The sequence below is a fragment of the Arthrobacter sp. E1SS-5 genome (assembly GCF_057073715.1).
The window spans coordinates 1,035,206-1,057,342 of record NZ_CP172703.1; the positions used below are offsets into that span (position 1 = coordinate 1,035,206).

Sequence of the window (22,137 nt, forward strand, 5' to 3'; positions counted from 1 at the left end):
CGTGCCCGGAAGGCTGCTTATTGTTCAGCCCGGGTACATGGAGGTGTAACCGTGCGCTGGCAGAGTCTCCGGCGGGGGACATCAAAAGCCAACGCATTAGGAGCGTCCTCATGGCAGGTCTCAACCGCCGTCGTTTTCTCCAATTTTCCGCCGCCGGGGCCGCCGGTACCGCTATGTCACAGATGCTGGGCCAGAGCATTGCACGGGCGGCGGAAATCCCGGCCAACCGCGCCACCGGGTCCATCAAGGACATTGAGCACGTGGTGATCTTCATGCAGGAGAACCGTGCCTTTGACCACTACTTCGGCACGCTGAAGGGCGTGCGGGGATTCTCGGACCCGCATCCTGCCCTCTTGCCCTCGGGCAAGGACGCCTTCCACCAGGCGAACGCCACGCGGGAGGTTACGCCGTTCCACCCGGACGCGCCCAACCTGGGCATGCAGTTCATGGAGGACCTGGATCACTCGTGGAAACTCACGCAGGAGGCCTTTAATGACGGCAAGTACGACAAGTGGCTCCCGGAGAAGACGGACGCCACCATGGCGTTCTACGGACGCCAGGACATTCCCTTCCACTTCGCCCTCGCTGACGCCTTCACGGTCTGCGACCAGTACCACTGCTCCGTCCTGGGCCCGACCGACCCGAACCGGTACTTCATGTTCACCGGCGGCGGCGACCCGGACCGCAAGGGCGGCGGCCCGGACCTCTGGAACAGCGAGAAGGGCTACTGGTGGAGCACCTACCCCGAGGAGCTTGAGAAGGCCGGGGTGAGCTGGAAGGTTTACCAGGACGTCGGGGAAGGCCTTGACCCGGCACACTACGAAGGCTGGACCAAGGACGCGTACATCGGCAATTACGGGGACAACTCGCTCCTGTACTTCAAGCAGTACCAGGACGCGAAACCCGGAAGCCCGCTGTATGAGAAGGCGCGGACCGGTACCAACGCCAAGGCCGGCGATGACCTCTTCAGCATCCTCCGCCAGGACGTAAAGTCGGGCAACCTTCCCCAGGTCTCCTACATCGTGGCCCCCGAGGCCTACTCCGAGCATTCAAACTGGCCGCCGAACTTTGGCGCCTGGTATGCGGCCAACATCCTTGACATCCTCACCTCCTCAGCCGACGTGTGGAGCAAGACGGCCGTCCTGTTCATGTACGACGAGAACGACGGCTTCTTCGACCACATCGTCCCGCCGCACCCGAACACCCCGCAGATTCCGGGCGCCTCCACGGTCTCCACTGCCGGTGAATGGTACGACGGCAGCCCCACGTACTTCGGCGACAAGGACGTCCCCGGTCACTTCGGCCTGGGCGTGCGCGTGCCCATGATCGTCCTTTCCCCGTGGAGCATGGGCGGCTGGGTCTGCTCTGAAACCTTCGACCACACCTCGATTGTCCGGTTCCTCGAAGCCCGGTTCGGGGTGGCGTCACCGAACATCACTGCCTGGCGCCGGGCGGTCAGCGGGGACCTTACGAGCGCGTTCGAATTCTCCAAGGCCGGGGGAGCGGCGCCTGCGCTGCCGGACACCTCGGCCTATAAGCCGGCCGACCAAGAGCGCCACCCGAGCTACATTCCGACGCCTCCGGCCATGAACTCGATGCCCGCGCAGGAGAAGGGCACCCGCCCGTCCCGACCGCTGGGCTACGCCCTGGACCTCGAAACCAAAATCGCCTCAGGCCAGCTCACCGGCAGGTGGGTAAACCGGGGCACGCTGGGCGCACACGTGCAGGTCCGGTCGAGCCTGCTCCCGGCCGGTCCGTACTCCTACACCATCGGCGCAGGTGCCTCACTGGATGCTTCGTGGGCGCTGGGTGCCGAGTACGACGTGCAGATGCACGGCCCGGCTGGGTGGTTCCGCCGGCTTGCGGGGACGACGGCGGCCGCGGACATCCGCGTGTCCGTCACCGCTGACGGCAAGGCCCCGCACGCGCAGTTCCGGATCGAGAACGGCGGCACCACCGGCGCAGCCCTCACCCTGAAGGACGCGTACGGCTCGGGTTCGCAGACGCTTTCCCTCAATCCCGGACAGGCAAAGACCGTCGTCATCCCGACGCCGGGCGGCTGGTACGACCTCACAGTCACCTCCGCCGCTGACCCCAAGCTCGTCCGTGTCCTGGCCGGCCGCCTCGAAAACGGCGGCCCGCTGACCAGCGACCCCCAGCTCGGCCAATAGCCCGGCCGGAACTGGTGGCAGGACCGGACGCTGTCGCCGGCCGGCCCTGCCACCCACTCGCACCCACTTTGCGGCACCGCCGAGAAACCGGACGCTCCGTTGCGCCCGCACACCGAAAGGATTTCGCCATGCCCAATGCACTCAAGAGCCGGAGGACAAGCGCCCTGGCGCTTGCTGCCGCCGTCGCAATCACTGGCCTCGCCGCCGTCGGCGCCGCAGTGCCTGCCGACGCGCAGACCACGTCGGGCGGAACCGCCCAGGCCAGCGGGCAGGGGGAGAACGGCCCCGACCACGTCTTCGTGATCATGATGGAGAACCACGGTTACGACCAGGTCATCGGCAACACCGCCGACGCGCCCTTCATCAACAACCTGGCCCAGCGCTACAACATCGCCACGAATTACCACGGCGTGACGCACCCCAGCATGCCCAACTACCTGGCTGCCATTTCGGGAAGCTCGCAGGGCGTCTGGGACGACTGCAAGGCCGGCGCCGATGTGACCTGCGCCCCGGAAGAGTTCGTCCCTGGTTCCGAGGACCCGGGGGCCACCGGGCTCCTGACCCAGGCCCAGGCGGCCAGCGCGGCATCCACCCCGCACATGTTCTCCGGCAGGAACATCGTGGACCAGCTTGAGGACAAGGGCCTGAGCTGGAAGGCCTACATGGAAAGCCTTCCCAGCCCCGGTTCCCAGGTTGAATACGCGCCCACCATCGGCTCCTCAACGGTGAAGCTGTACGCCCAGAAGCACAACCCCTTCATGTACTTCTCGGACATCAACTACCCCGGCAGCCCGCGCCTGCAGAACATCGTGCCCCAGGAAAACAACCTGAAGGCTGACCTGGCCAGCGGCAACGTGCCGAACTTCACGTGGATCAGCCCGAACCAGTGCCACGACATGCACGGCGTCTCCCCGTCGGGCGCCGCCCTTGTGGGCATCCCCCAGTGCGGGTACCCGGGCTCCGGCCTGGACCACGGTGCGATCCAGCTCGGCGACAACTACGTCAAGCAGACCGTCCAACAGATCATGGACTCCGCAACCTGGAAGACGACCAAGTCCAGCATCGTCCTGGCCTGGGACGAGAACGACTACTCGGGCTCCACCGGCGGCCCCGGCAGCCCGGTCGGCCAGAACGGCGCAGTCCTCGGCGGCGGCCACGCCCCCGCCATTGTGATCAACTCGGCCGAGGGTCCGAAGAAGACAACGGATCAGCTTTCGGACCACTACACCCTGCTCTCCACCATTGAGCACATGTGGCACTTGGGCTGCCTGGAAAACACCTGCTCACCCATCACCTCCGGCACCTTCGAGAACCTGTTCCGCCCCTAACCGCCAGCAGAGCTCACGACGGCGGCATACGGCTTGGAAGCCGCCGTCGCAGCTTAAGCGCAGGAGTCGGGAAGGATTGGCCCAGTTCCGGTAGAACCGGCGATTCGGGCGAATTGCCGCCGCTAGGCTTTTCTCTGGCGTCAGCAGGTATGGGGGGCTGACGCCCCTAACTTTTCGTGCATAACCCGGGGGAAACTGCATGTCCAGCCACACGTCCTTGCCCAGGACCACGCCCGCGTCCGGCACCCGCTGGACTGCCGCCGTCGTCCTCTCCGCCTTACTGGCCCTCTTCGGCGCAAGCCTGCCGGCGGTCGCAGCGGACAGCACCACCACGGCAACAGTCCAGGCGGCGGACCTGCTGGAAACCCTTCCGGTGAAGGGCCGCGCGCCCAAGACGGGGTATGAGCGGTCGCTGTTCGGGCCAACGTGGGCAGACGTGGACCAGAACGGCTGCGACACCCGCAACGACATCCTCAACCGGGACCTGACGGACATCACCTACGTCAACAGCGTCCCCTGCACAGTCAAGACCGGCGTGCTCGCGGATCCCTACACGGGCACCGTCATCGACTTCGTCCGCGGCACCACCACCAGCAGCGCCGTGCAGATCGACCACGTGGTGGCGCTCAGCGACGCCTGGCAGAAGGGCGCCCAGCAGCTGACCACGGAGCAGCGGACGGCGTTCGCCAACGACCCGCTGAACCTGCAGGCCACGGACGGGCCCACCAACCAGCAGAAGGGCGACGGCGACGCCGCCACCTGGCTGCCGCCGGCCAAGGGCTTCCGCTGCGACTACGTGGCGCGGCAGGTCTCGGTGAAGGCGCGGTACAGCCTGTGGGTGACTCAGGCGGAGCACGACGCGATCGCCGGCGTCCTCGCCACCTGCCCGGGCCAGCCGGCACCGGCCACCGTCGCACACGCCTCGGCCACCACCACCGTCTACTACGCCAACTGCGCTGAGGCGGTAGCTGCGGGGGCCGCCCCACTTCACGCAGGTTCACCCGGATACCGCTCAGGGCTGGACGGCGACGGCGACGGGGTGGCCTGCGAGGGCTGACCCATTCCTCACAGCCGCTTTAGAAATAACGACGGCGGCACTGGGCCTTGGTGCCTCCGGTCGCCGCGCCCGGGAGGCCCGCGGGTGGTAGGCTCCCCGCTATGGCCGTGGACCCAGCTCTGCTCAACTGGCTGCTCGACTCCGACCCCGCCCTGAAGTGGCAGGTGGAGCGTGACCTGGCAGGTGCCCCGTCGGAGCGGTGGGAGGCCACCCGGGCCAGGATCCGGACCGAGGGGTTCGGCGCGCAGCTTCTGTCGCGCCAGGACCCGGACGGGCAGTGGGCCGGCGGCGCCTACTTTCCCGCCGACTTCGACTTCAACGGACCCGAAGCCGCGGAGGGAGCCGGCCAGCCGTACACCGCCACCACCTGGTCCCTGAATGCCTTGAGGGAGTGGGGCCTGGATCCGGCCGCGCTCGCCGGCACAGCCGAAAAGCTTGCCGCCAACAGCCGGTGGGAGTACGAGGACCTGCCTTACTGGGACGGCGAGGTGGACTGCTGCATCAACGCGTTCACCCTCTCCAACGGCGCCTGGCTCGGCGCGGACGTGGCGGGCATCGCGCAGTGGTTCGTGGAACACCAGCTGCCCGACGGCGGCTGGAACTGTGAATGGGTGGAAGGGTCGCAGCGCTCATCGGTCCACTCCACGATCAACTCGCTCAAGGGCCTGCTCTACTATGAGGCGGCCACAGGTGCCTCGGATGAGCTGCGCGCCGCCCGGCAGGGCGGTGAGGAGTACCTGCTGGATCGCCGGCTCCTCTACCGCTTGACCACGGGCGAGCCGGTGGCTCCGTGGGTGACGCGGCTGGCTTATCCGTTTCGGTGGTTCTACAGCGGCCTGCATGCCCTGGACTACTTCCGGGCCGCAGCCCTGCAGGACGGTGCCGCCCCGGACCCCCGACTGGCCGACGCCATCCGCCAGCTCCGCAACGCCCGGCAGCCGGACGGCACCTGGCTTCAGGAGTACCGCCCGCCCGGGCGGGTGTGGTTCGAGATCGACGCGCCGCCAGGTGAGCCGTCCAAGTGGCTGACGTTCCACGCCACGCGGGTGCTGGACTGGTGGGACGTGGCGACCCCTCAGCAGTAGACCGGCGGCTACCGTTCGGTTTTGGAATCAGGGTTTACGACGGCGGCACCCCGGCCGGGTGCCGACGTCGCCGTCTCCTGCGAGTGCCGGAGCGCATGCCTCTTCGTGGCGCTCATGCCCAGCAGGGCGACGCAAAGGGTGAGCAGCGCGGTCAGCAGTACCCCAAGCCCAAGATGAAGCTGCACGAACCCGGCGCCCACCGCCGCGCCGGCCATGATGAGTCCGATGGCCGCGAGCCGCCGGCCCCAGAATGGGTGGGTACCGGCACCCAGGCGTGAATCTGCGGCCAGGCCGGTGATGGTCGAGGTAACCACCACGGTGGGGACGTCCCTGACGTTGAGGTGCCGCGCGGTGGCCGCCTGCAGGCCCATGGCCACCGCCAGCGTGCCGGTGATGGCGACGGTCAGCGCCTCGCTGCTCCTGGGGTTCATGCCGCTGAGGAGCAGGATTGCCACGACCGCCATCACCGAGCTGACGCCCACCAGCAGGACGGTGGTGCGGTGATTCCAGCCCGACGTGCTGGGCCGCAGGACCCGCCCGGAGATCATGGCGCCGGTCATGAACCCGGCCAGGGCCACGACGGGTCCGAGGACCGGAAGGTTGTCGCCGCCCATCAGCGCCATGCCCAGGATCACCACGTTGCCGGTCATGTTCGCCGTGAACACCCGGTCCAGGCCCAGGTAGCCCACCGCGTCCAGAACGCCGGTGGAGAACGTCAGCACCAGCATGAGCACCAGGTGCAGCGTGGGCGGATGGGCGGGGAGGAAACGGGCAGGCATGCGGGTGCCTTTCATGGTCAGGTGCCGTGACGTTGATTCCAGTATGAGCTGTGCAGGTGCCCGCAAGACGGCAGTGCGGTCCTTGACGGGGTGAAGCGGATCACACTAGCCTAGCCTGAGAAAGCGCTTTCTTGGGTTGGCGCTGCGTCTACTTTGCGAAGGTCTCACCGAATTCCCTACTCAGTTCGGGGCTCATCGTCGTGCTCCGGAAAGGATGACATGCAGGTCTCCAGAACCCCACGAATGAAAGCTCGGCGTCTTTTGGGCGCCGCCTCAGCTGCGCTCATCGGCTTGACGTCCCTGACAGCGGTCGCCGCTCCCGGCTCGGCGGCGCCGCCAAGCAGCGATTCCCCGGTATGCTCCAGCACCAGCGTCCACTTGGAGACCGGCGCTGGCCGGGCCCCGCAAAACCTCTGCGTTCCCGCGGCAGCTACGGATGACACCACCACGCTGCTGGTCTGGAACAAGCCGGATGTGTACAGCGACCTGGTGGACTATCGCGTTTACCGGAATGGCACCCCGATCGGTACCGCAGAGGACAACGCACGGCAGCACTCTCCGGCGCAGGAATACGTTGACGCCTTCCGGGCCAGGGACACAGACGGATTCCACGCCAGGACCGTGGCCCACAACTTTACCGTGACGGGCCTGTCGCCGCGCACCAGCTACACCTTCAGCGTTGCCGGCGTTCGCGCCGACGGCTCCGAAACCCCGGCGAGTGAAACCATCACCATCACCACCACGTCCAAACGGCATATCAACGTCGTCACCGACCCCGCCTACAAAGCGACAGGCGACGGCACCACCCTGGACACCGCCGGCATCCAGAAAGCGATCGATACCTGCCGCACCCCGGGATGTACCGTCGTCGTACCCAAAGGCACTTTTCGGACGGGCGCGCTCTTCCTGCACTCCAACATGACGCTGGAACTTCAAGAGGGGGCAAGGCTGCTGGGCTCGGACCGGCCAGAGGACTACCCGCTGGAGAAGGGCTACTACCTCTATCCCGTGCCGGACCCGCAGCCCACGGAAGCCGAATACCGGAACTACCTGCGGCCGCCGTCGCTCCTTAACGTCCTCCCGGACAACAACGGAAGGTCCAAGGAAAGCCGCGAACCAGGAGCAGTGGCCAGCAATGTCCGGATCACGGGCAAGGGCGTGGTGGACGGCAACGGCTGGAAGCGGACCAGCGCCGGAACCATCGTGGACGAGGCCGGCAATGAGCTGCCGCAGTACGTGGCCAGCAGTGCCGGCAAGGTACTCGACGACGGCCTGCTCGCCGCCAACCAGTTCCGCAACGCCAAGGACAACCCGGACGCCCTGACCGGCATCGTCAACAAGCCGGACATGCTCGAGGATTCGGTCCTCTACGGCCAGTACCGCTCCAGCCTCATGACGTTCATGGGAGTGGAAAATCTCTACCTCGAGGGCGTCACGGCGGACAATCCGGCGTTCCACGGCGTGATGATCCTGGACAGCAACAATGCCACCGTCAACGGGATGCGGCACACCACCTTCAACACCAACAACGGCGACGGCCTGGAATTCGGCGGGACGAGCAACGGCATTGTGGTCAACAACTTCTTCGACACCGGCGACGACCAGGTCAACTTCGCCGCCGGCCAGGGTAAGTACGGTGCGCAGGGCCGGCCGAGCGAGGACGTCTGGATTTTCAACAACTACATGCGAATGGGCCACGGCGGCATCGCGGTGGGCTCCAACACCGCGGCATGGGTGCAGCGCGTCCTGGCCGAGGACAACGTGATGTACAAGGTGGAGACCGGTGGCCTGCGGATGAAGAGCACCTCGGACATGGCCGGCGGCGGGCGGAACTTCCTGTTCCGGGATACCGCCATGGCGTGCATGGGCAGCAGCGCGTTCATCATGACGCTCAGCTATAACCAGTCGCCCAGTGGGTACATCGCCGCCGATTCCGCCACCTTCAAGGACGTCACTGTCCGCAACGTGTCCGTGGACGGCAACAACTCGCCGACCTGCGGCATGGCCGTCTCCGACAGCAAGCCGGTGATCGACATCCAGGCCGGGCCCGCCCTGGGTGCAGGAACGGCTACGCTCAGCAAGTTCACCTTCCAGGACGTGGTGTTTCGCAACGTCAACCCGGCCAACATCAAGGGCCTCACCGATTCGGTCTTCGACGGCGTGACGTTCCAGAGCGTCCGCAACAACGCCAACCCGTGGAGGTTCGACAAGTACTCCACCGGCAACAGCTTCCGCGACGCCGTGCCCGCGCCAGCAGCGCTTCCGGCGGGATAGCCAGCAGCGGAACGGCCGACGGCGGCACCCAAGCGTTGAGTGCCGCCGTCGGCCGTGTGCCCAGAAGAGGCGGGAAGGGCTCAGCCCTGGTACGCCTTCGGCAGCTTCAGGCCGCGTTCCTCCATGACGGTGCGCAGCCGGGTGGGGTAGTCGGTGATGATGCCGTCCACGCCCATGTCCATCAGCCGCGTCATGTCGGCGGTGGTGTTCACGGTCCACGGGATGACGGCCAGGCCCAGTTCGTGGGCCTCGGCGATCATCGTGGGGGTGACCGAACTGAACGTGGGGGAGACGACGTCGTACCCCTGGGCGGCGGCCGCCTTGGGAAGGGAACCGTCGTAGTCGTCGATGTCGATGCCACCCAGATTCGGGCTGGCGCCCGGCTTGCCAACGCCCATCCAGGCATCGCCGCTGGACAGCGCCACGAGCGTCAGGTCCGGCGCAATCTGCCTGGTCAGGTTCAGCGAGGACCAGTCGAAGGACTGCAGGGTGGTGCGGTCGGCCATGCCGGAGGCCTCGATCTCCGCCACGACGGCGCGGGTGAGCGACTCCATGCCGGGGCCGCCGATCTCGCTGTCGTTGACCTTGGTTTCGACGTTGAAGCGGACCTTGTCCGCCTTGCGGTCGCGGGCCAGCTGGTAGACGTCTTTGAGCTCGGCGATCCGGTTGCCCTCGATCACGTCCTGCTCCGGGAACCCGGGCAGCTGCTTGAAGCCGCAGTTGAGTGTCTTCAGCTGGGCCAGGGACAGGTCGGCGACGCGCCGGCCCACGTAGGGGAATTCGGGGTCGCCGGCGGTGGCAGGGGCTGTGTCGATGCACTTGTTGGCCTGGATGGTGTCATCGTGCCAGACCACCACCTTGCCGTCCTCGGTCAGGTGCGTGTCCAGCTCCAGGGTGGTGACGCCCAGGGCCAGGGAGTTGCCGAACGCCGCCAGGGACTCCTCGGTCCACTGGCCGCGGCCGCCGCGGTGGCTTTGCAGGTCGAAGGAGCCGTTGCGCTCGTTGGTTTTGATGGCCGAGGTGGCGGTTCCGGCAGCGTTCGACGACGGCGTGCCGGCCTGGGTGCCGTCGGCTGCGACGGCGGGACTTGCCATGGAAGCGATGAGGGCGGCGGCTGCCGCGGCAGTCAGGACGTGGCGCATGGGTGTTCCTCCAAAGGGGGTGCGGGGCCGGCGGGTGGGCCGGGTGACCCGTCCACGCTAGGGAGGGCAGGTTGCGCTATGGGTGCGGCGAGTTGGAGGGGAGGTTAACGGGGCGTGCCCGGCTGCGTCTCCGGGGGAAAGTCCTTGTTCAGTGCCAAACCTGCGACGACCGCCCCGGCCAGGATGAGTACAAACGGCGATTGGAGAATCGAGCCAAAAACCGCGAATCCTGAGTCCGCAATGGGTTTCGACGCCGCGACGAGGCATGCAATGTCAATTGCCAGGGCCACCACGTAGCCGGCGATGAAGACCACCATCACCGCGGGCGGCCTGTAGCCCTTGGTGAAGGACCGCACTGCGGAGTCGTACCACAGGAACTTGAGCCCGATAAAGGTGGGCGTGAAAGTCAGGACGAAGAAGACGTCGACGTCCTCCGGGAATTTACGGAGTGGGACGTTCGCGCCGCCTTGGTAAACGCCGTCGGAAAAGTACCACGCGATGACCAGGTGGATCCCGATCAGCAGGACCGAGAGCAGTCCGTACCGCAGCCATGTTCCACGCCGTGTCATCCCCATGGCACAGTATGGCAATGGCAGCCAAGGGGTTTTCAAGGCAGTTGCGGCAAACTTGAGTCTGCCCCCACGATCGAAAGCAGGATTCCGTGATCACCCTCCAGCAGGACGCCGACGGCTTTGTCCGCATGAACCGGCACTACCCGGCCAGCGTCCGCATCCGGATCGCCTTCAACGACGGCAGCACCGGCGAGTTTTCAGGCCAGGCCCTCAACAACGCCTACGACGCTGCGCTCGCCGAGTTCCGTGCCAAAAACGGCCTCGACGCGAAGGGGTTCAACCGGGCTCCGGCAAGCAGGACCAACCCGGGCAACAGAGTGGACTTTGTTCCCGTGCACCCCGGCATGGGGGAGTAGCCGGAGCAGCTGCCCGATCCCGGAGCCCCTATTGGCGAAGTGGTCACACCCCAACTGTGTCGGCGTGCCGGTGGGCCACCTTCCACTGGCCGTCTTCGCGCCGGTAAACCTGGGTGGCCCGGAGGGTGAGGTTTGTGGGCATGCCGTTCCGGTGGAAGGAGATGCGCTCGATACCTGCGGTGTAGGCAACGTTTCCAATGACGTCGCACGCCTGCAGCTCCAGCTCCCATGATGAGCAGTTGGAGAATCTGTCTTCCAGGAACCGGAAGGTCTGCTCCACTTCTTCCAGCCCATAGGCATTGCGCAGCGCTCCCAGAATGCTCACCGGCTCCGTGTGCGACCAGAGGGCGCGCCGGGGGTTGGCATCTCCGTTGTGCAGGGCAACTTCCGCGTCATGCAGGGTGGTCCTGATCCACTGAAGGAAGTCGTCGCGGTCACTCATGGCGTCAAGCTACCCGCGTGGTGTGGGCCCGGAAAGGGCGGAAAGTCCCTACGCGCGGGGGCTTTCAGTTCGAGAAACCCCGCTCCCGCTGCTAGGTACGGCCCGGCCAAAAAGTGGGGGCAACGTCGGGGGCTGCACCCCCTCGACTGGTCCCCAGCCCGGGCCTACTGTTTCCTCGCAAGCATCCAGCGAGGAGGATCGGGGTACCCAAAATGGGAGCACAGGAAGACGCCGCACTTGTTCGGCGGGGCTATGAAGCATTCAGTGCGGGGGACATGAATACGCTCAGGGATCTGTTTGCTGAAGATGCGGTTTGGCATGTGGGCGGCACAGGTCCGTTGTCCGGTGACAAGAAGGGCCGGGAGGCGATCCTGTCCTATTTCGGCGAACTTTTTACACGCTCCAACGGTTCGATGCGGGTCACGGTGGAGGACGTGGCAGCGGGTGACAGGTACACGGTTGGCGTCCAGTTTTCGCACGCGGAGCGCGACGGCAAGACTATGGACCAACGCCAGGTCATCGTGTTCAGCATTGTGGACGGCAAAGTCACTGAGGGCACGGAAATGCAGGAGGAAACCACCTTGGTTTCTGATTTCTGGTCCTGATTGACGGATCTTTAGCAGCGGCGACTCTAGCCGGCGCTCTCCTCGTGGGCCTTGACGACGAACTGTTCCACCCGCCGGTCCGGCACCAGCCAGATCAGCGCCACGACGGTGAAGGCGGCCACTCCCAGCAGCGGCTGAACAAACGTGAGGGCGATCCCGAGGAGGTAGATCAGCGGCGAGGCCTTGCCCTTCCAGTCCTTCCCGACTGCCCGGGCGAGGGCGCCGTCCCTGCCCTGCACTGCGATCAGCCGCCGTTCCAGGATGAAGTAAGCGATCGCAGCGCACAGAAGGTTGATCCCGTACAGCAGCACGGGGACCTGCAGGAAGCCGGACTCATCCATCCACCGCGTGGTGAACGGGAACAGCGACAGCCAGAACAGCAGGTGCAGATTGGCCCACAGGATGGTGCCGTTCACACGGCTGGTGAGGTGGATCATGTGGTGGTGGTTGTTCCAGTAGATCCCCACGTACACGAAGCTCAGGAGGTAGGTGAAGAGTGTGGGCAGGATGGCGGCGACGCCGGCCCACGTGGGTTCCTCCGGGGTGTGCAGTTCCAGCACCATGATGGTGATGATGATGGCCAGTACGCCGTCGCTGAAGGCCTCGAGCCGGTTTTTGTTCACCCGAACATTCTGCCCTCAAAGTCGCGGAGCCGGCGGAACAACGAACGCACCTGTCTCCGATGTTGGCCTCCGTCAAGCCACTCGTAGAGACTGTCCCGTATTTGCTGCCCACCCCGACTGGTAACCTCTGCGCATGGGGAGCAGATCCCAGTGGGGCATATCCCCGCGTGAGAGCGTGAAACGCGAATGCGCCGCCCGAGGAACGAAGGCAGTAATCGCCGGGTGCGTCGCGCTCCTCCGGGGTTCAGAGGCTGACGCGCAGCTAATCTATGCCCTGGGTGGCCCGCCGGCACGATGGGCGGTGACCGGCGGCGAGAGCGGGCCGGACTACTGGCTTCGGGTGTGGGCGGCGCGCGGTTTGCTGTACGCATACGATGCCTCGGCGGGACCGGCGGTGGTAGAAGCGCTGGGCGACGAACACTGGCGGGTGCGGGAGGCGGCAGCGAAGGTCTGCGCTCGTCACCGGATCGACTCCGCTCTCCCGCTGCTGGCAAATCTGGCCGGTGATTCCCGGCTGAGGGTGAGGCGCGCCGCAGAAAGGGCTGTCATCCGAATCATGGACGGCAGCTGACCCGCGGCCCGGTCCACCGGTCCGTACGCCAGGCGTATTACTGCGCCGAGGGTTGCCATCATTCGGCGGTGCGGCCAGCATGGGTGGTTCTGAACCCTGTTCCTGCGGCTTCGGGCTCGCCGTGGCTGTCGGGCAGAGAAATGCATGTTGCTACTGTTCAGAAGGTGGGAAGCAATTGGCCGGGGTTTAGGAAGAAACGGACACCGCACGACGTGTGGTCAGACTGGAAGGCTGCGGATGAGGTGGGGGACTCCAGCCTCGCGACAGTTTTGGCCTCGGAGTTGCTGGAGCTGACGCCCGAGTCCTATTACAGCTGGTTTCAGGCCGGTCTGCTGTCCAAAGCCCTGCGCAAGTGGCCGGAAAGCCTGGACCGCAACGCGCAGGCACTGAAGCTCTTTAGTCCTAAGGACGCCGAGGAGTTCGACGGCGCCAATCCTGCTGCCTGGAACATGGGCATCGCGTCAACAGCATTGGGTGATTGGTCCAAAGCCAGGGATGCGTGGGCCGCCTACGGTCTGCACAGATTTCAAAACGAGGCCGGGCCCATCGACGTCGACTGCGGCATGGCTCCCATCCGGCTCAATCCCGACCAGGCCAGCCTCCCTCACCAAATCCTGTTTTCGGTCGGAGAGGCTGAGGTGGTCTGGTGCTGGCGCCGCAGTCCGGCCCACGCAATCATCGCGAGCGTCCCCCTGCCGGAGTCCGGCCATCGATTCCGGGATACTGTCCTGCAGGACGGGGAACCCAAAGGGACCCGGAGGCTCGATGGACAGGAGGTGTCGGTCTTCGACGAGCTGGAGCGTCTTGAAGATTCCGGCCTTCCCACATGGCAGGCGCAGATAGCAGGTGCGACCGATGAGGATATCCACGCGCTGTCGGACCTCCTCGGACAGCGGGGCCTCGGGCTCGACAATTGGTCTGGGATCCGGCTGATGTGCTCGAAGTGTTCGCATGGTGCACCCGAGGACGGACACGAACACATTTCCACCATGTCAGAGGATGCGATACGACTCGGACTCGCTGGCCACGAGGCCGCGCTGGGCGAAGTTATTGACGGATGGCTGGCCGACAGGCACGGCGTCGATGTGCTCGCACTCGACCTGCTCTGGTAGTCCTGCGTTTAAGGATCCCTGGATGGACACGAGCATTTCGCAATTTCCGCGCTCTCAGAAACTAAGCACAGAATTCGCGATCTGCCGGGCTGCTTGTTCCGGTGTGATGTGTGTGGTGTCGATGACTTCGGCTTCATCGTGCAGCCAACCGCGGGCTGCCTCAGCATAGGGCTCCAAGTACGCGAAGCGGAACGTCGAGGGACCGAGAACTTGGTCGTTCTGGATGCGGTCGCGGAGTGTCTCCTGATCGGCATGGAGCACGAAATGCCGGATCGGTATGCCGTATCCAGCGAGACCATCTCTGATCTCCCTCCAATAGCTCTCGACTAAGACAGTCATCGGCATCACCAGTGTGCCTCCGGTGTATTCGAGAACGCGCCGAGCGGTTTCGATAACGAGCGGCCGCCACGGCTCCCAATGCTGGAAGTTGTCCGTGGCAGGAAGTCCCGGCTTGATGTCCATGAGCACCTCACCAACTTTCTCGGCATCGAGCACGCGCGACCCAGGCAGCAATTGCTGCACGAATGCGCTGGTCGTTGTCTTTCCTGCTCCGTGGGTGCCATTGAGCCAAACGATCATGGGCCGAACTATAGCGACAAGAAGTATCTGTCTCGGTTGCCCGGTGAAGGTGCCCTCAACGCTAGACAGCGCGGCGCCGGTTTGGCTCCTCTCCGGGACCGCCTGCCAGGTTCGCGGCAGACCTGGTGCGGCATTTGTTAGAAACGGCCACTCCTACGTGGGCTCGTTGAATGCGAGCCCATGCTCTGTGAGCGCCGCTTCGAGGAGCCGGATGGCGCGGGGTCCTACGCCGTGAAGGGCGAGCAGTTCCTTGCGCGAGTGGTTTGCGATCTTGCTGAGAGTCGTGATGTCTGCTTGCAGCAGCGCCGTATTGGCGGGCCGGCCGAGGGGAGGGAGGTCACCGATCTGGGCCGGGGTGTCCTGGGTGCTCATGCCAGACACGGTACCGCGGCTGGCCGACACAGACGAGTGCGGCGGCGTCCGCGTACTGGGTGCCGCATGGCGGCCAGGGCTTCACACGACAGTGACCGTCCCTGCGTCGCCGTCTACGCTCACCTTTGGGCCGTCGGCCAGCCGCTGCGTCGCTACGCCGGTTCCCAGGACCGCGGGGATGCCGTACTCGCGGGCCACGATGGAACTGTGGCTGAGCGGACCTCCCACATCCGTCACCACACCGGACGCCATGGCGAACAGCGGCGTCCATGCGGGGGTGGTCATGCGGGCCACCAGCACCTCGCCGGGCTGCATCCGGCCGAAGTCCTCCGGCCCCCGCAGGACCCGGGCCGGCGCGGTCACCCGGCCGGCACTCGCGCCGGTCCCCTTGATCACGTCGCCGGCCTGCTGCTGCGGGCCTCCCGGCATCATCGAACCGAACGCCTTCTCCATCCACGCCTTCTGCGGAAGCATCTGCGGGGCGGCGGCCTTCGCCTGCCCGCGCCACAGCATCCGGCGTTCCTCCACGACGGCAGCACGGACCGGACGGGACGCTCCGGCAAGGGCCACGCCGGCTTCCGGTTCCGCCAGCCCGAAGTCCACCGCGCTCTGCAGCTCTGAAAAGCGCAGCCAGAACACGTCGTCCGCCGCAGCGATAACAGAAGAAGCAACCAGCCGCCGCCCCAGCTCCAGCAGCATCCGCCGCAGCAACGGCCAGGCAAGCCCGACGTCGGCCAGAGCGTCCTCGCGGGCCGGCGCCGTCTCCTGTGCCCACTTCAGCAGACGTAAGAAGAGTGCCCGCCGCCGCGGACCCAGCCGTGAAGCCACCCCGCGGGTGATGGACTCCCGCCGCTCCGTCAGCAGCCGCTGCCGCTCGTGCGGGTCGGTGCCCTGCCCGCGGAGGTAGAACTTCACCGTCTCCAGCTGCGCGGTCGGGTCGTCGGCGGGAACCGGGCTGGCGAAATCCAGGTTGTAGACCGCGTGGCCGTAACGGGCCAGATGCTCCTGGAAGGTGATCCGCCATTCCTGCCAGATGGCGTCCTCCACCCCGGCCGGGGCGGAACCGGTGCGCAGGCACTTGGCGAGTTCCGCCGTCGTACTTTCCAGCAAAGCCTTCACCAGCGAGGGATCGCTGCGCGCCCACCCTGCCAGGTCGTACAGCGACTTCTCCGCCCGGATCGGTTCGCTGTCGAAGCCCAAGAGGAACTCCTGGGCCGGGGGATCGCCCTCCCGCCGGACGGTCCTGTAGAAGCCGCGAAAGGCGAGTTCGCTCATGTCGGCCATTGGGATGACGGACTGCACCGCGGTGTAGTAGACGGTGCCGGCGTCCAGGAGTGCCTGCATGCCGGCAAGGAGCTGCCCGCCGGGAAGCTCCGCGCGCGGTTTCACGGACCAGTCCTTGATGATCCGTTCGTAGCGTGGATGCGAATAGTCGCGCCAGCCGTTGATGCCCATGTGCGCCTCGCCGCCGAACAGTGCGCGCATCGCAGGGATCGTCCGGGCCGTCATCCGCAGCATGGGCCAGGTGCGGTAGTAGTAATAGGCGTAGCCGTTGATGGTGGGGAAGCGGACGTCGCCCTCGCGCAGGGAGTGCTGGCCCAGTGCGTCGTTCATCAGGGCGGAGATGGAGCGGGACACCGAGCCGTCGATGAGGTCTGCAAAGAGCGGGGAGAGCGGCTCCGGCATCTGCTCCACGATGCTCGCCCGGAAGTAGAGGCCCCTGGGGTAGGGGACCGGCCATTCGGTGGGGATGTCGGCGGCGGGTTCTGGCAGTGCGGTGATGGGCCGGGACTGGAGCAGGAAGAACTGGCCGTCCGCCAGCGCCCATTCGATGTCCTGCGGCGCGCCGAAGTGGTCGGCAATTCTTTGCCCGTAGCCGGCAAGCTCGGCTGCAAGGGCATCGTCCAGGACAGGCGCACGACGGCGGGCTTCCGCCACCTTCTGCTCCGCCGTTCCGTTCTCCGTCAGGACGGTCATGAGTTCCTTGTCGGCCGTCTGCCGGGTGAGGACTTTGCCGGTGGTGGTCTCAATGGTTAGGTCGTCGGTGGTGACTGCCCCGCTGACCACGGCCTCGCCCAGGCCCCAGGCCGCGCTGATCACCGTCTGGTCACGCCGGCCGTTCGCGGGGTTGGCGGTGAACATCACCCCGGCTGCGTCGGCCTCCACCATTTGCTGGACCACGACGGCGAGGCGCACCTGGTCCGGCAGCACCCCTTCGCGGGCACGGTAGGACATGGCACGCGCCGTCCAAAGCGAGGCCCAACAGTTGATCACCGCCGTGCCCAGCGCTTCGAGGCCCCGGACGTTCAGGTAGGTTTCCTGCTGGCCGGCGAAGCTGGCGGAGGCGAGGTCCTCGGCGGTGGCGGAGGAGCGGACGGACACCGCCGTGTTTCCACCGCCGAGGAGTTGGTAGGCGTCCTTCAGCTCGACTTCGATGGCCGGGGGCATGACGCCTTTGCTGAACAGGGTCCGGATCAGCGCTGAGGCGTGCTCATAGTCCTCCGGTGATGCGTCGGACGGGAGGTCGGCCAGCTCCTGGATGGCCTGCCCCAGATTGTTCTCCGTGACGAACGCCGAGTACGCGTCCGTGGTGAGGACGAACCCAGGCGGGACCGGAAGCCCGGCCTGGATGAGGCCGCCGAGCCCCACCGCCTTGCCGCCGGCGGTGGGTATGTCTCCCGCCTGCACGTCGCCGAGTCCGTTGACGTATGTCATGACGGTTCCGCCTTGCCGCCCGCCGCCGTCGTCCGCTTCCACAGCACGAACGCCAGGACTGCCACCCACAGAAGAAATGCACCGATGCTGATGCGCTCGCTGATGCCGAGTACCAGGTTCGGTCCCGGGGCTGCCATGAACGCGATGATGCCCAGGAGCGCGGAGGCAGCGAGCGAGACGATGGAGTAGACGCGCATCCAGCCGTGGAACCCTGCCGCGACGAAGCACATGGCGGCGACCATGAGGGCGAGCTGGATGTTGGTGACCACGATGTGCATGGGGATGGAGGTGTCGTCACCGATCCGGAGCGGGAAGATGGCGCCCATGATGTTCCACAGCCCGTAGGCGATCAGCAGTCCGGCGCCGATGCGGAGGGCGCGCTTGCCGCGGACCGAGATCCAGGCGCCCACGCCGAAGGCCGTGAACACCACCGTGTAGAGCCAGGTGAACGGGGCCGTGACGCTGTAGCCGGGGGAGCCGACGGCGAAGAGTTCGCTCACCATCTGTTCGCTGCGGCGGTACCCTGCCCACTGGGATGCCGCGATGCCGTCGGTGAACACCACATAGAGCACCGAGGACAGCGGCCCGGCGGCGAGGAGGCCGGTGCGCAGCGCGTCACTGTGTTGGCCTTCGAGCGCCGGCGCCCGACGGCGGCGGGGGAGCCGTCCTCCTGCAACAGACATGATCGGAAGTCCTTTGAGCCCGCGCTCAGGAAAGCGGATCAGCGCAGGGCACGCGGGCGAAAGCCCCGACGCCTACCTGTTCCAGCGTCGTCCCGGCCCCGGCCCGTTGCTAGGGCCGAACGGCCCAGGCGGCCACTGTCCTTTCCGAGAGTTGAACCTCCGTACGTGGGGCGCCCTGCCCCACTTCTGCTATTGGGTATGCCGGTGCATTGACTGCCCCTGAGCCGGGGCATACGGTCCGCGTTAACGGCGTCAAGCATTCACATTTCGCGGGTGCAGCGCCGCAGTGGAGATGCCGGAAGGGAAAGGCCATGCCGAAGTATATGTTTGAAGCGACGTACCTGGGACAGGGCATCCAGGGGCTCATGCGGGAAGGCGGCACCGCCCGGCGCGATGCCCTGTCGGAGGCGCTGAAATCCGTGGGTGGAACGCTGGAGAGCTTCTATTACGCCTTTGGGTACTACGACGTGCTGGGCGTTTTCGAGGCGCCCGATGATGCGAGTGCGGCAGCACTGTCGCTGCTCATCAACTCGACCGGAAACGTCAACGTCCGGCTGAAGCCGCTCCTCACAGTGGAGGACCTCGACGAAGCGGTGAAGAAGACGCCGTCCTACCGGGCGCCGGGGCAGTAGGGCGGTCAGGCGCCTGAGGCACGTCCCGCCGTCGGAAATTACGACGGCGGGCTGCCGGCTCCGCGGGATGGCTTGCAGCACGCCGCAAGGGCCTAAGTCCCGGTGCCGGCAGGCTTTTCGCGAACGGATTCCAGGACACACAAAACCTGCAGGTACCTTTGCGATCTCGCTAAGAGAAGGCTCGGACATTCCCATGTCCTGAACAACCCGGCGTCATCTGATGGTTACCTGCAGGCGCTTTAAGTCTAGGACCGGACCGGCCGGTCGAAACAGGGCTTAAGTCCCGTCCTGGCGGGAGGTTCCGGGAGTTTATTGCTACCCAGCGCGGCGTCACCACGTCACAGTGCCGGTGGCCCCGTCCACTGTCACCACCTGGCCGTCGCGCAGCTGAGTGGTGGCGTCGGCGACGCCCACCACGGCGGGGATCCCGTACTCCCGCGCCACCACCGCACCGTGGGAAATGACACCGCCCATCTCCATGACCAACGCTCCTGCCGTCATGAACAAGGGGGTCCAGCCCGGATCGGTGGAGGGGGCCACCAGGATTTCCCCCGGTTCCACGTGGGCGCCCACGGGATCCAGGATCACCCGGGCCTTGCCTGTGGCGGTGCCGGCCGACGCCGGCGTCCCCGTGAGGCGGTCGACGGCGGCAGCCTGGGAAAGCGCGGCGGTCCGGGCCGCCGCGGCAGCCTCCACGTCGGTGCCGTCCGAGAGCAAAAGGCGCGGGACGTGGCGGCGCCGCAGCTCGACGCCGTACATCCGGCGGCGCTCCGCCACCAGCTTCCGGAGGTCCGCCCCGCGAAGGGCCACGCGCAGTTCGTCGAAGTCCAGGAAGAAGACGTCGCCGGCGGCGGCGATGGAGCCGGCCTTCGCCAGCTCGGCGCCGATGGCGTCGAGCTGCCGGTGCATCTCGGCCATCACCAGCACGATGTAGAACTTGGGCAGTTCCCGCAGCCCGGAGAGCTGCCGTACGCGGCGCAGGCTCAGCGCCAGCAGCTGCCCCCGCAGCCGGCTCCGGGCCGTGGCCTTGCCCACCAGTTCGCGGACGCGCTCATCGGCGTGGGCGGCGGCGCGGGCGAACTGGCGGTCCGGTGCCTGCTCCGGGTCCTGCACGCGGAGGTAGTTCGACACCATGCCCAGCAGGTGGTCCGGTTCCTCCGCCCACCGGGGCATGCCGAGGTCGATCTCCGCGACGGCGCGGTGGCCGTACCTGCCCAGGAACCCGTGCAGGCTCTCCTGGGCAACCCGGGGGAGGGTGCCCGCCCGGTAACGCGCCGCGAGCTCGTGCGGCCGCAGCTCCGTGAACACGTGCCGGGCGTCCGCGTCCTCGCTAACCGCCACGGCCAGGCGCCACAGTTCCAGGTCCATCTCGGTGGTCACGTTGTGCGGCAGCCCGCGCAGCACTGCCTCCAGCTCGCGCGGCTTGGCGATCCCGCGCAGCAGCCTGCGGGCGGCGGCCAGCATCACGTACCCGGCGGACGGACCCGGCAGGGAGGACTCGATGATCCCGTCAACCGTACTGCCCAGGACGCCCTCCGCGTGCTGCAGCCGCTGCTCGGGCGTGGCCGGTTCTGCCAGTTTCAGCAGGGTTTCCAACTGTTTCTGGTACCGCCGTGCCCGGCGCAGTTCCGCTTCCGGCCGCAGAACTGCCCGGGCCATGGCGGGAAAAAGGGCAACGATCGTCCACAGGCTGCTGATTCCGGCGACCGCCTTCGCCTGCCCTGCCGCTGCCGGCGTCCCGCCGCGGCGCGTTCTGCCCCGCCTGCCGGGAGTGGACCGGACAACGCTGAACCGGGGGTCCTCCAGCAATGCGGGAAAGACCGCCGCAGACCTGCCGTCCGCCAGCGGCAGCATGCGCAGCAGCCACCGGCGGCCGTACTTGTTGCGCATCACCGGCGTCAGGTCCACATACAGGCGCAGTCCCGGGCACGCGTATTTCCACGGCCCCTTGGTGTTCCGCATGATGCCCAGGACGGACAGGCCCATGGGCGTGATGGGGCGGGTAAGCCCCTGCAGGAGGGTGGCGCAGAGGTAGGCGCGGGTCTGCCCGTCGGCGGCCCGTGCGGGTGTTGCTTCCTCCGGCAGCGGATACAGGGTGGTGATAGGCCGCGACTGGGTCAGCCACGCCTTGCCGCCGCCGTCGATGACCCATTCCACGTCCTGGGGCGCGGCCAGCAGCTTTTGGGCGGCGCTGCCGAGGGATGCCAGCTCCCGTAGCTGCACGTCGGTCAGGGTGGGTGCGCCGTCCTGCGGCCGCTGCAGGACCCGCCCGGACGCCGTGTCCAGGACAAAGTGGTCCGGATTGACCGCCCCGGACACCACGGCCTGCCCCGGGCCCGAGGTGGCATCGATGACGGTCCTGGTCCGCGTGCCGGTGACGGGGTTGGCGGTGAATAGCACGCCCGCCGTGGCGGCGGGAACCATGCGTTGAATGACGACGGCGAGGCTCACCTCGCGCTGGCTGATGCGGTTGGCTGCGCGGTAGGCCACCGCGCGGTCAGTCCAGAGTGAGGCCCAGCAGTTCCGGACGGCCTGGACGACGGCGCCGGCCCCGGTGACGTCCATGAACGAGTCCTGCTGCCCGGCGAAGCTGGCGAACGGGAGGTCCTCGGAGGTCGCCGACGAGCGCACGGCCACCGGTCCGCCGCCCATCGCGGCGTAGGCGTCGCGGACGGCGGTATCGACGGCGGGCGGTACCGGGGCTGCCCGCATCGTCTCCCGGGCTGACCGTGCGAGCTGGTTCCGTTCTTCCTCCGGAAGTCCGCTTCCGTCGTCGTGCTGTTCTTCCTGGTCAAAGCCGTTAATGCCGTCCAGGCGGGCGGCAATCTCAGCCAGCTCCTGCGGTGCGGCCAGACGGTAGGCGGCGGTGGTCAGGCAGAAGCCGGGCGGCACCGGGAGAGTGGCTGCAGCAAGTTTGCCGAGGTTGAGGGCCTTGCCGCCAGCCGTTGCCAGCGGGGCGGACGCCAGCGCGCCGAAGTCCAGAATAAGGTCGGCACGGGCGGGGTCCGTCTCGGGGCGCACGGAAGGGATGTCCTGCTG

20 protein-coding genes are annotated in these 22,137 nt (G+C 66.7%); 10 read left to right on the forward strand and 10 right to left on the reverse strand.

The window, feature by feature from the left end:
- Positions 1–110: 110 nt before the first annotated feature.
- The 4 genes from ACIGJD_RS04900 to ACIGJD_RS04915 all read left to right on the forward strand — a co-directional run bounded on the left by ACIGJD_RS04900 (position 111) and on the right by ACIGJD_RS04915 (position 5,641).
- Positions 111–2,171 (forward strand): phosphocholine-specific phospholipase C, encoded by a 2,061-nt coding sequence (locus ACIGJD_RS04900; RefSeq protein ID WP_483688547.1) that lies wholly within the window; start codon positions 111–113, stop codon positions 2,169–2,171.
- 128 nt (positions 2,172–2,299) lie between these two features.
- Entirely contained in the window at positions 2,300–3,499 is a 1,200-nt protein-coding gene (locus ACIGJD_RS04905) for an alkaline phosphatase family protein (RefSeq protein ID WP_483688548.1), read from the forward strand.
- Positions 3,500–3,698: 199 nt separating this feature from the next.
- Positions 3,699–4,556 carry a GmrSD restriction endonuclease domain-containing protein gene (locus ACIGJD_RS04910; protein WP_483688549.1) on the forward strand — a complete coding sequence of 286 codons (858 nt, stop codon included), beginning with the start codon at positions 3,699–3,701 and terminating at the stop codon, positions 4,554–4,556.
- 101 nt (positions 4,557–4,657) lie between these two features.
- Positions 4,658–5,641, forward strand: coding sequence for a prenyltransferase/squalene oxidase repeat-containing protein (locus ACIGJD_RS04915; protein ID WP_483688550.1), 984 nt, complete (start codon positions 4,658–4,660; stop codon positions 5,639–5,641).
- Between the two features lie 8 nt (positions 5,642–5,649).
- Here ACIGJD_RS04915 and ACIGJD_RS04920 read toward each other — a convergent pair whose 3' ends face one another.
- A complete protein-coding gene (locus ACIGJD_RS04920) occupies positions 5,650–6,420 on the reverse strand; it encodes a YoaK family protein (RefSeq protein WP_483688551.1) in 771 nt (256 codons plus the stop codon).
- Positions 6,421–6,663: 243 nt separating this feature from the next.
- On the opposite strand from ACIGJD_RS04920, the gene ACIGJD_RS04925 reads away from it, so the two are divergent.
- Entirely contained in the window at positions 6,664–8,694 is a 2,031-nt protein-coding gene (locus ACIGJD_RS04925; protein ID WP_483688552.1) for a glycosyl hydrolase family 28 protein, read from the forward strand.
- 80 nt (positions 8,695–8,774) lie between these two features.
- Here the strand turns inward: ACIGJD_RS04925 and ACIGJD_RS04930 are convergent, their stop codons facing one another.
- The gene (locus tag ACIGJD_RS04930) at positions 8,775–9,836 is read right to left on the reverse strand and encodes a glycerophosphodiester phosphodiesterase family protein (RefSeq protein ID WP_483688553.1); all 1,062 of its coding nucleotides are present in this window, start codon (positions 9,834–9,836) and stop codon (positions 8,775–8,777) included.
- 104 nt (positions 9,837–9,940) lie between these two features.
- Positions 9,941–10,411, reverse strand: a complete 471-nt coding sequence (locus ACIGJD_RS04935) for a hypothetical protein (RefSeq protein ID WP_483688554.1) — start codon at positions 10,409–10,411, stop codon at positions 9,941–9,943.
- An 86-nt stretch (positions 10,412–10,497) separates the two neighbouring features.
- Here ACIGJD_RS04935 and ACIGJD_RS04940 point away from each other — a divergent pair, with 86 nt between their 5' ends.
- A complete protein-coding gene (locus ACIGJD_RS04940; protein ID WP_483688555.1) occupies positions 10,498–10,764 on the forward strand; it encodes a hypothetical protein in 267 nt (88 codons plus the stop codon).
- A 43-nt stretch (positions 10,765–10,807) separates the two neighbouring features.
- Here ACIGJD_RS04940 and ACIGJD_RS04945 read toward each other — a convergent pair whose 3' ends face one another.
- Positions 10,808–11,206 (reverse strand): YybH family protein, encoded by a 399-nt coding sequence (locus ACIGJD_RS04945; protein ID WP_483688556.1) that lies wholly within the window; start codon positions 11,204–11,206, stop codon positions 10,808–10,810.
- A 212-nt stretch (positions 11,207–11,418) separates the two neighbouring features.
- Between ACIGJD_RS04945 and ACIGJD_RS04950 the strand changes: the two genes are divergently transcribed.
- Positions 11,419–11,811 carry a nuclear transport factor 2 family protein gene (locus ACIGJD_RS04950; RefSeq protein WP_483688557.1) on the forward strand — a complete coding sequence of 131 codons (393 nt, stop codon included), beginning with the start codon at positions 11,419–11,421 and terminating at the stop codon, positions 11,809–11,811.
- A 26-nt stretch (positions 11,812–11,837) separates the two neighbouring features.
- Here ACIGJD_RS04950 and ACIGJD_RS04955 read toward each other — a convergent pair whose 3' ends face one another.
- On the reverse strand, positions 11,838–12,434 hold the full coding sequence (locus ACIGJD_RS04955) for a TMEM175 family protein (protein ID WP_483688558.1): 597 nt from the start codon (positions 12,432–12,434) through the stop codon (positions 11,838–11,840).
- Positions 12,435–12,567: 133 nt separating this feature from the next.
- Here ACIGJD_RS04955 and ACIGJD_RS04960 point away from each other — a divergent pair, with 133 nt between their 5' ends.
- Entirely contained in the window at positions 12,568–13,005 is a 438-nt protein-coding gene (locus ACIGJD_RS04960; RefSeq protein ID WP_483688559.1) for a HEAT repeat domain-containing protein, read from the forward strand.
- 242 nt (positions 13,006–13,247) lie between these two features.
- Complete coding sequence (locus ACIGJD_RS04965) at positions 13,248–14,117, forward strand: tetratricopeptide repeat protein (RefSeq protein ID WP_483688560.1); 870 nt, start codon at positions 13,248–13,250, stop codon at positions 14,115–14,117.
- A gap of 54 nt (positions 14,118–14,171) precedes the next feature.
- On the opposite strand, the gene ACIGJD_RS04970 is transcribed toward ACIGJD_RS04965, so the two are convergent.
- The 4 genes from ACIGJD_RS04970 to ACIGJD_RS04985 all read right to left on the reverse strand — a co-directional run bounded on the left by ACIGJD_RS04970 (position 14,172) and on the right by ACIGJD_RS04985 (position 18,466).
- The gene (locus ACIGJD_RS04970; protein WP_376976717.1) at positions 14,172–14,696 is read right to left on the reverse strand and encodes an AAA family ATPase; all 525 of its coding nucleotides are present in this window, start codon (positions 14,694–14,696) and stop codon (positions 14,172–14,174) included.
- Between the two features lie 153 nt (positions 14,697–14,849).
- On the reverse strand, positions 14,850–15,068 hold the full coding sequence (locus ACIGJD_RS04975) for a helix-hairpin-helix domain-containing protein (RefSeq protein ID WP_483688561.1): 219 nt from the start codon (positions 15,066–15,068) through the stop codon (positions 14,850–14,852).
- An 81-nt stretch (positions 15,069–15,149) separates the two neighbouring features.
- Positions 15,150–17,783, reverse strand: a complete 2,634-nt coding sequence (locus ACIGJD_RS04980) for a PEP/pyruvate-binding domain-containing protein (protein ID WP_483688562.1) — start codon at positions 17,781–17,783, stop codon at positions 15,150–15,152.
- Complete coding sequence (locus tag ACIGJD_RS04985) at positions 17,780–18,466, reverse strand: DUF998 domain-containing protein (protein WP_483688563.1); 687 nt, start codon at positions 18,464–18,466, stop codon at positions 17,780–17,782. Before ACIGJD_RS04985 ends, ACIGJD_RS04980 begins: the two co-directional genes overlap by 4 nt.
- Before the next feature lie 311 nt (positions 18,467–18,777).
- On the opposite strand from ACIGJD_RS04985, the gene ACIGJD_RS04990 reads away from it, so the two are divergent.
- Entirely contained in the window at positions 18,778–19,098 is a 321-nt protein-coding gene (locus ACIGJD_RS04990) for a GYD domain-containing protein (RefSeq protein ID WP_286402458.1), read from the forward strand.
- A gap of 330 nt (positions 19,099–19,428) precedes the next feature.
- Here the strand turns inward: ACIGJD_RS04990 and ACIGJD_RS04995 are convergent, their stop codons facing one another.
- On the reverse strand, positions 19,429–22,128 hold the full coding sequence (locus ACIGJD_RS04995) for a PEP/pyruvate-binding domain-containing protein (RefSeq protein ID WP_483689430.1): 2,700 nt from the start codon (positions 22,126–22,128) through the stop codon (positions 19,429–19,431).
- Between the last annotated feature and the right edge of the window lie 9 nt (positions 22,129–22,137).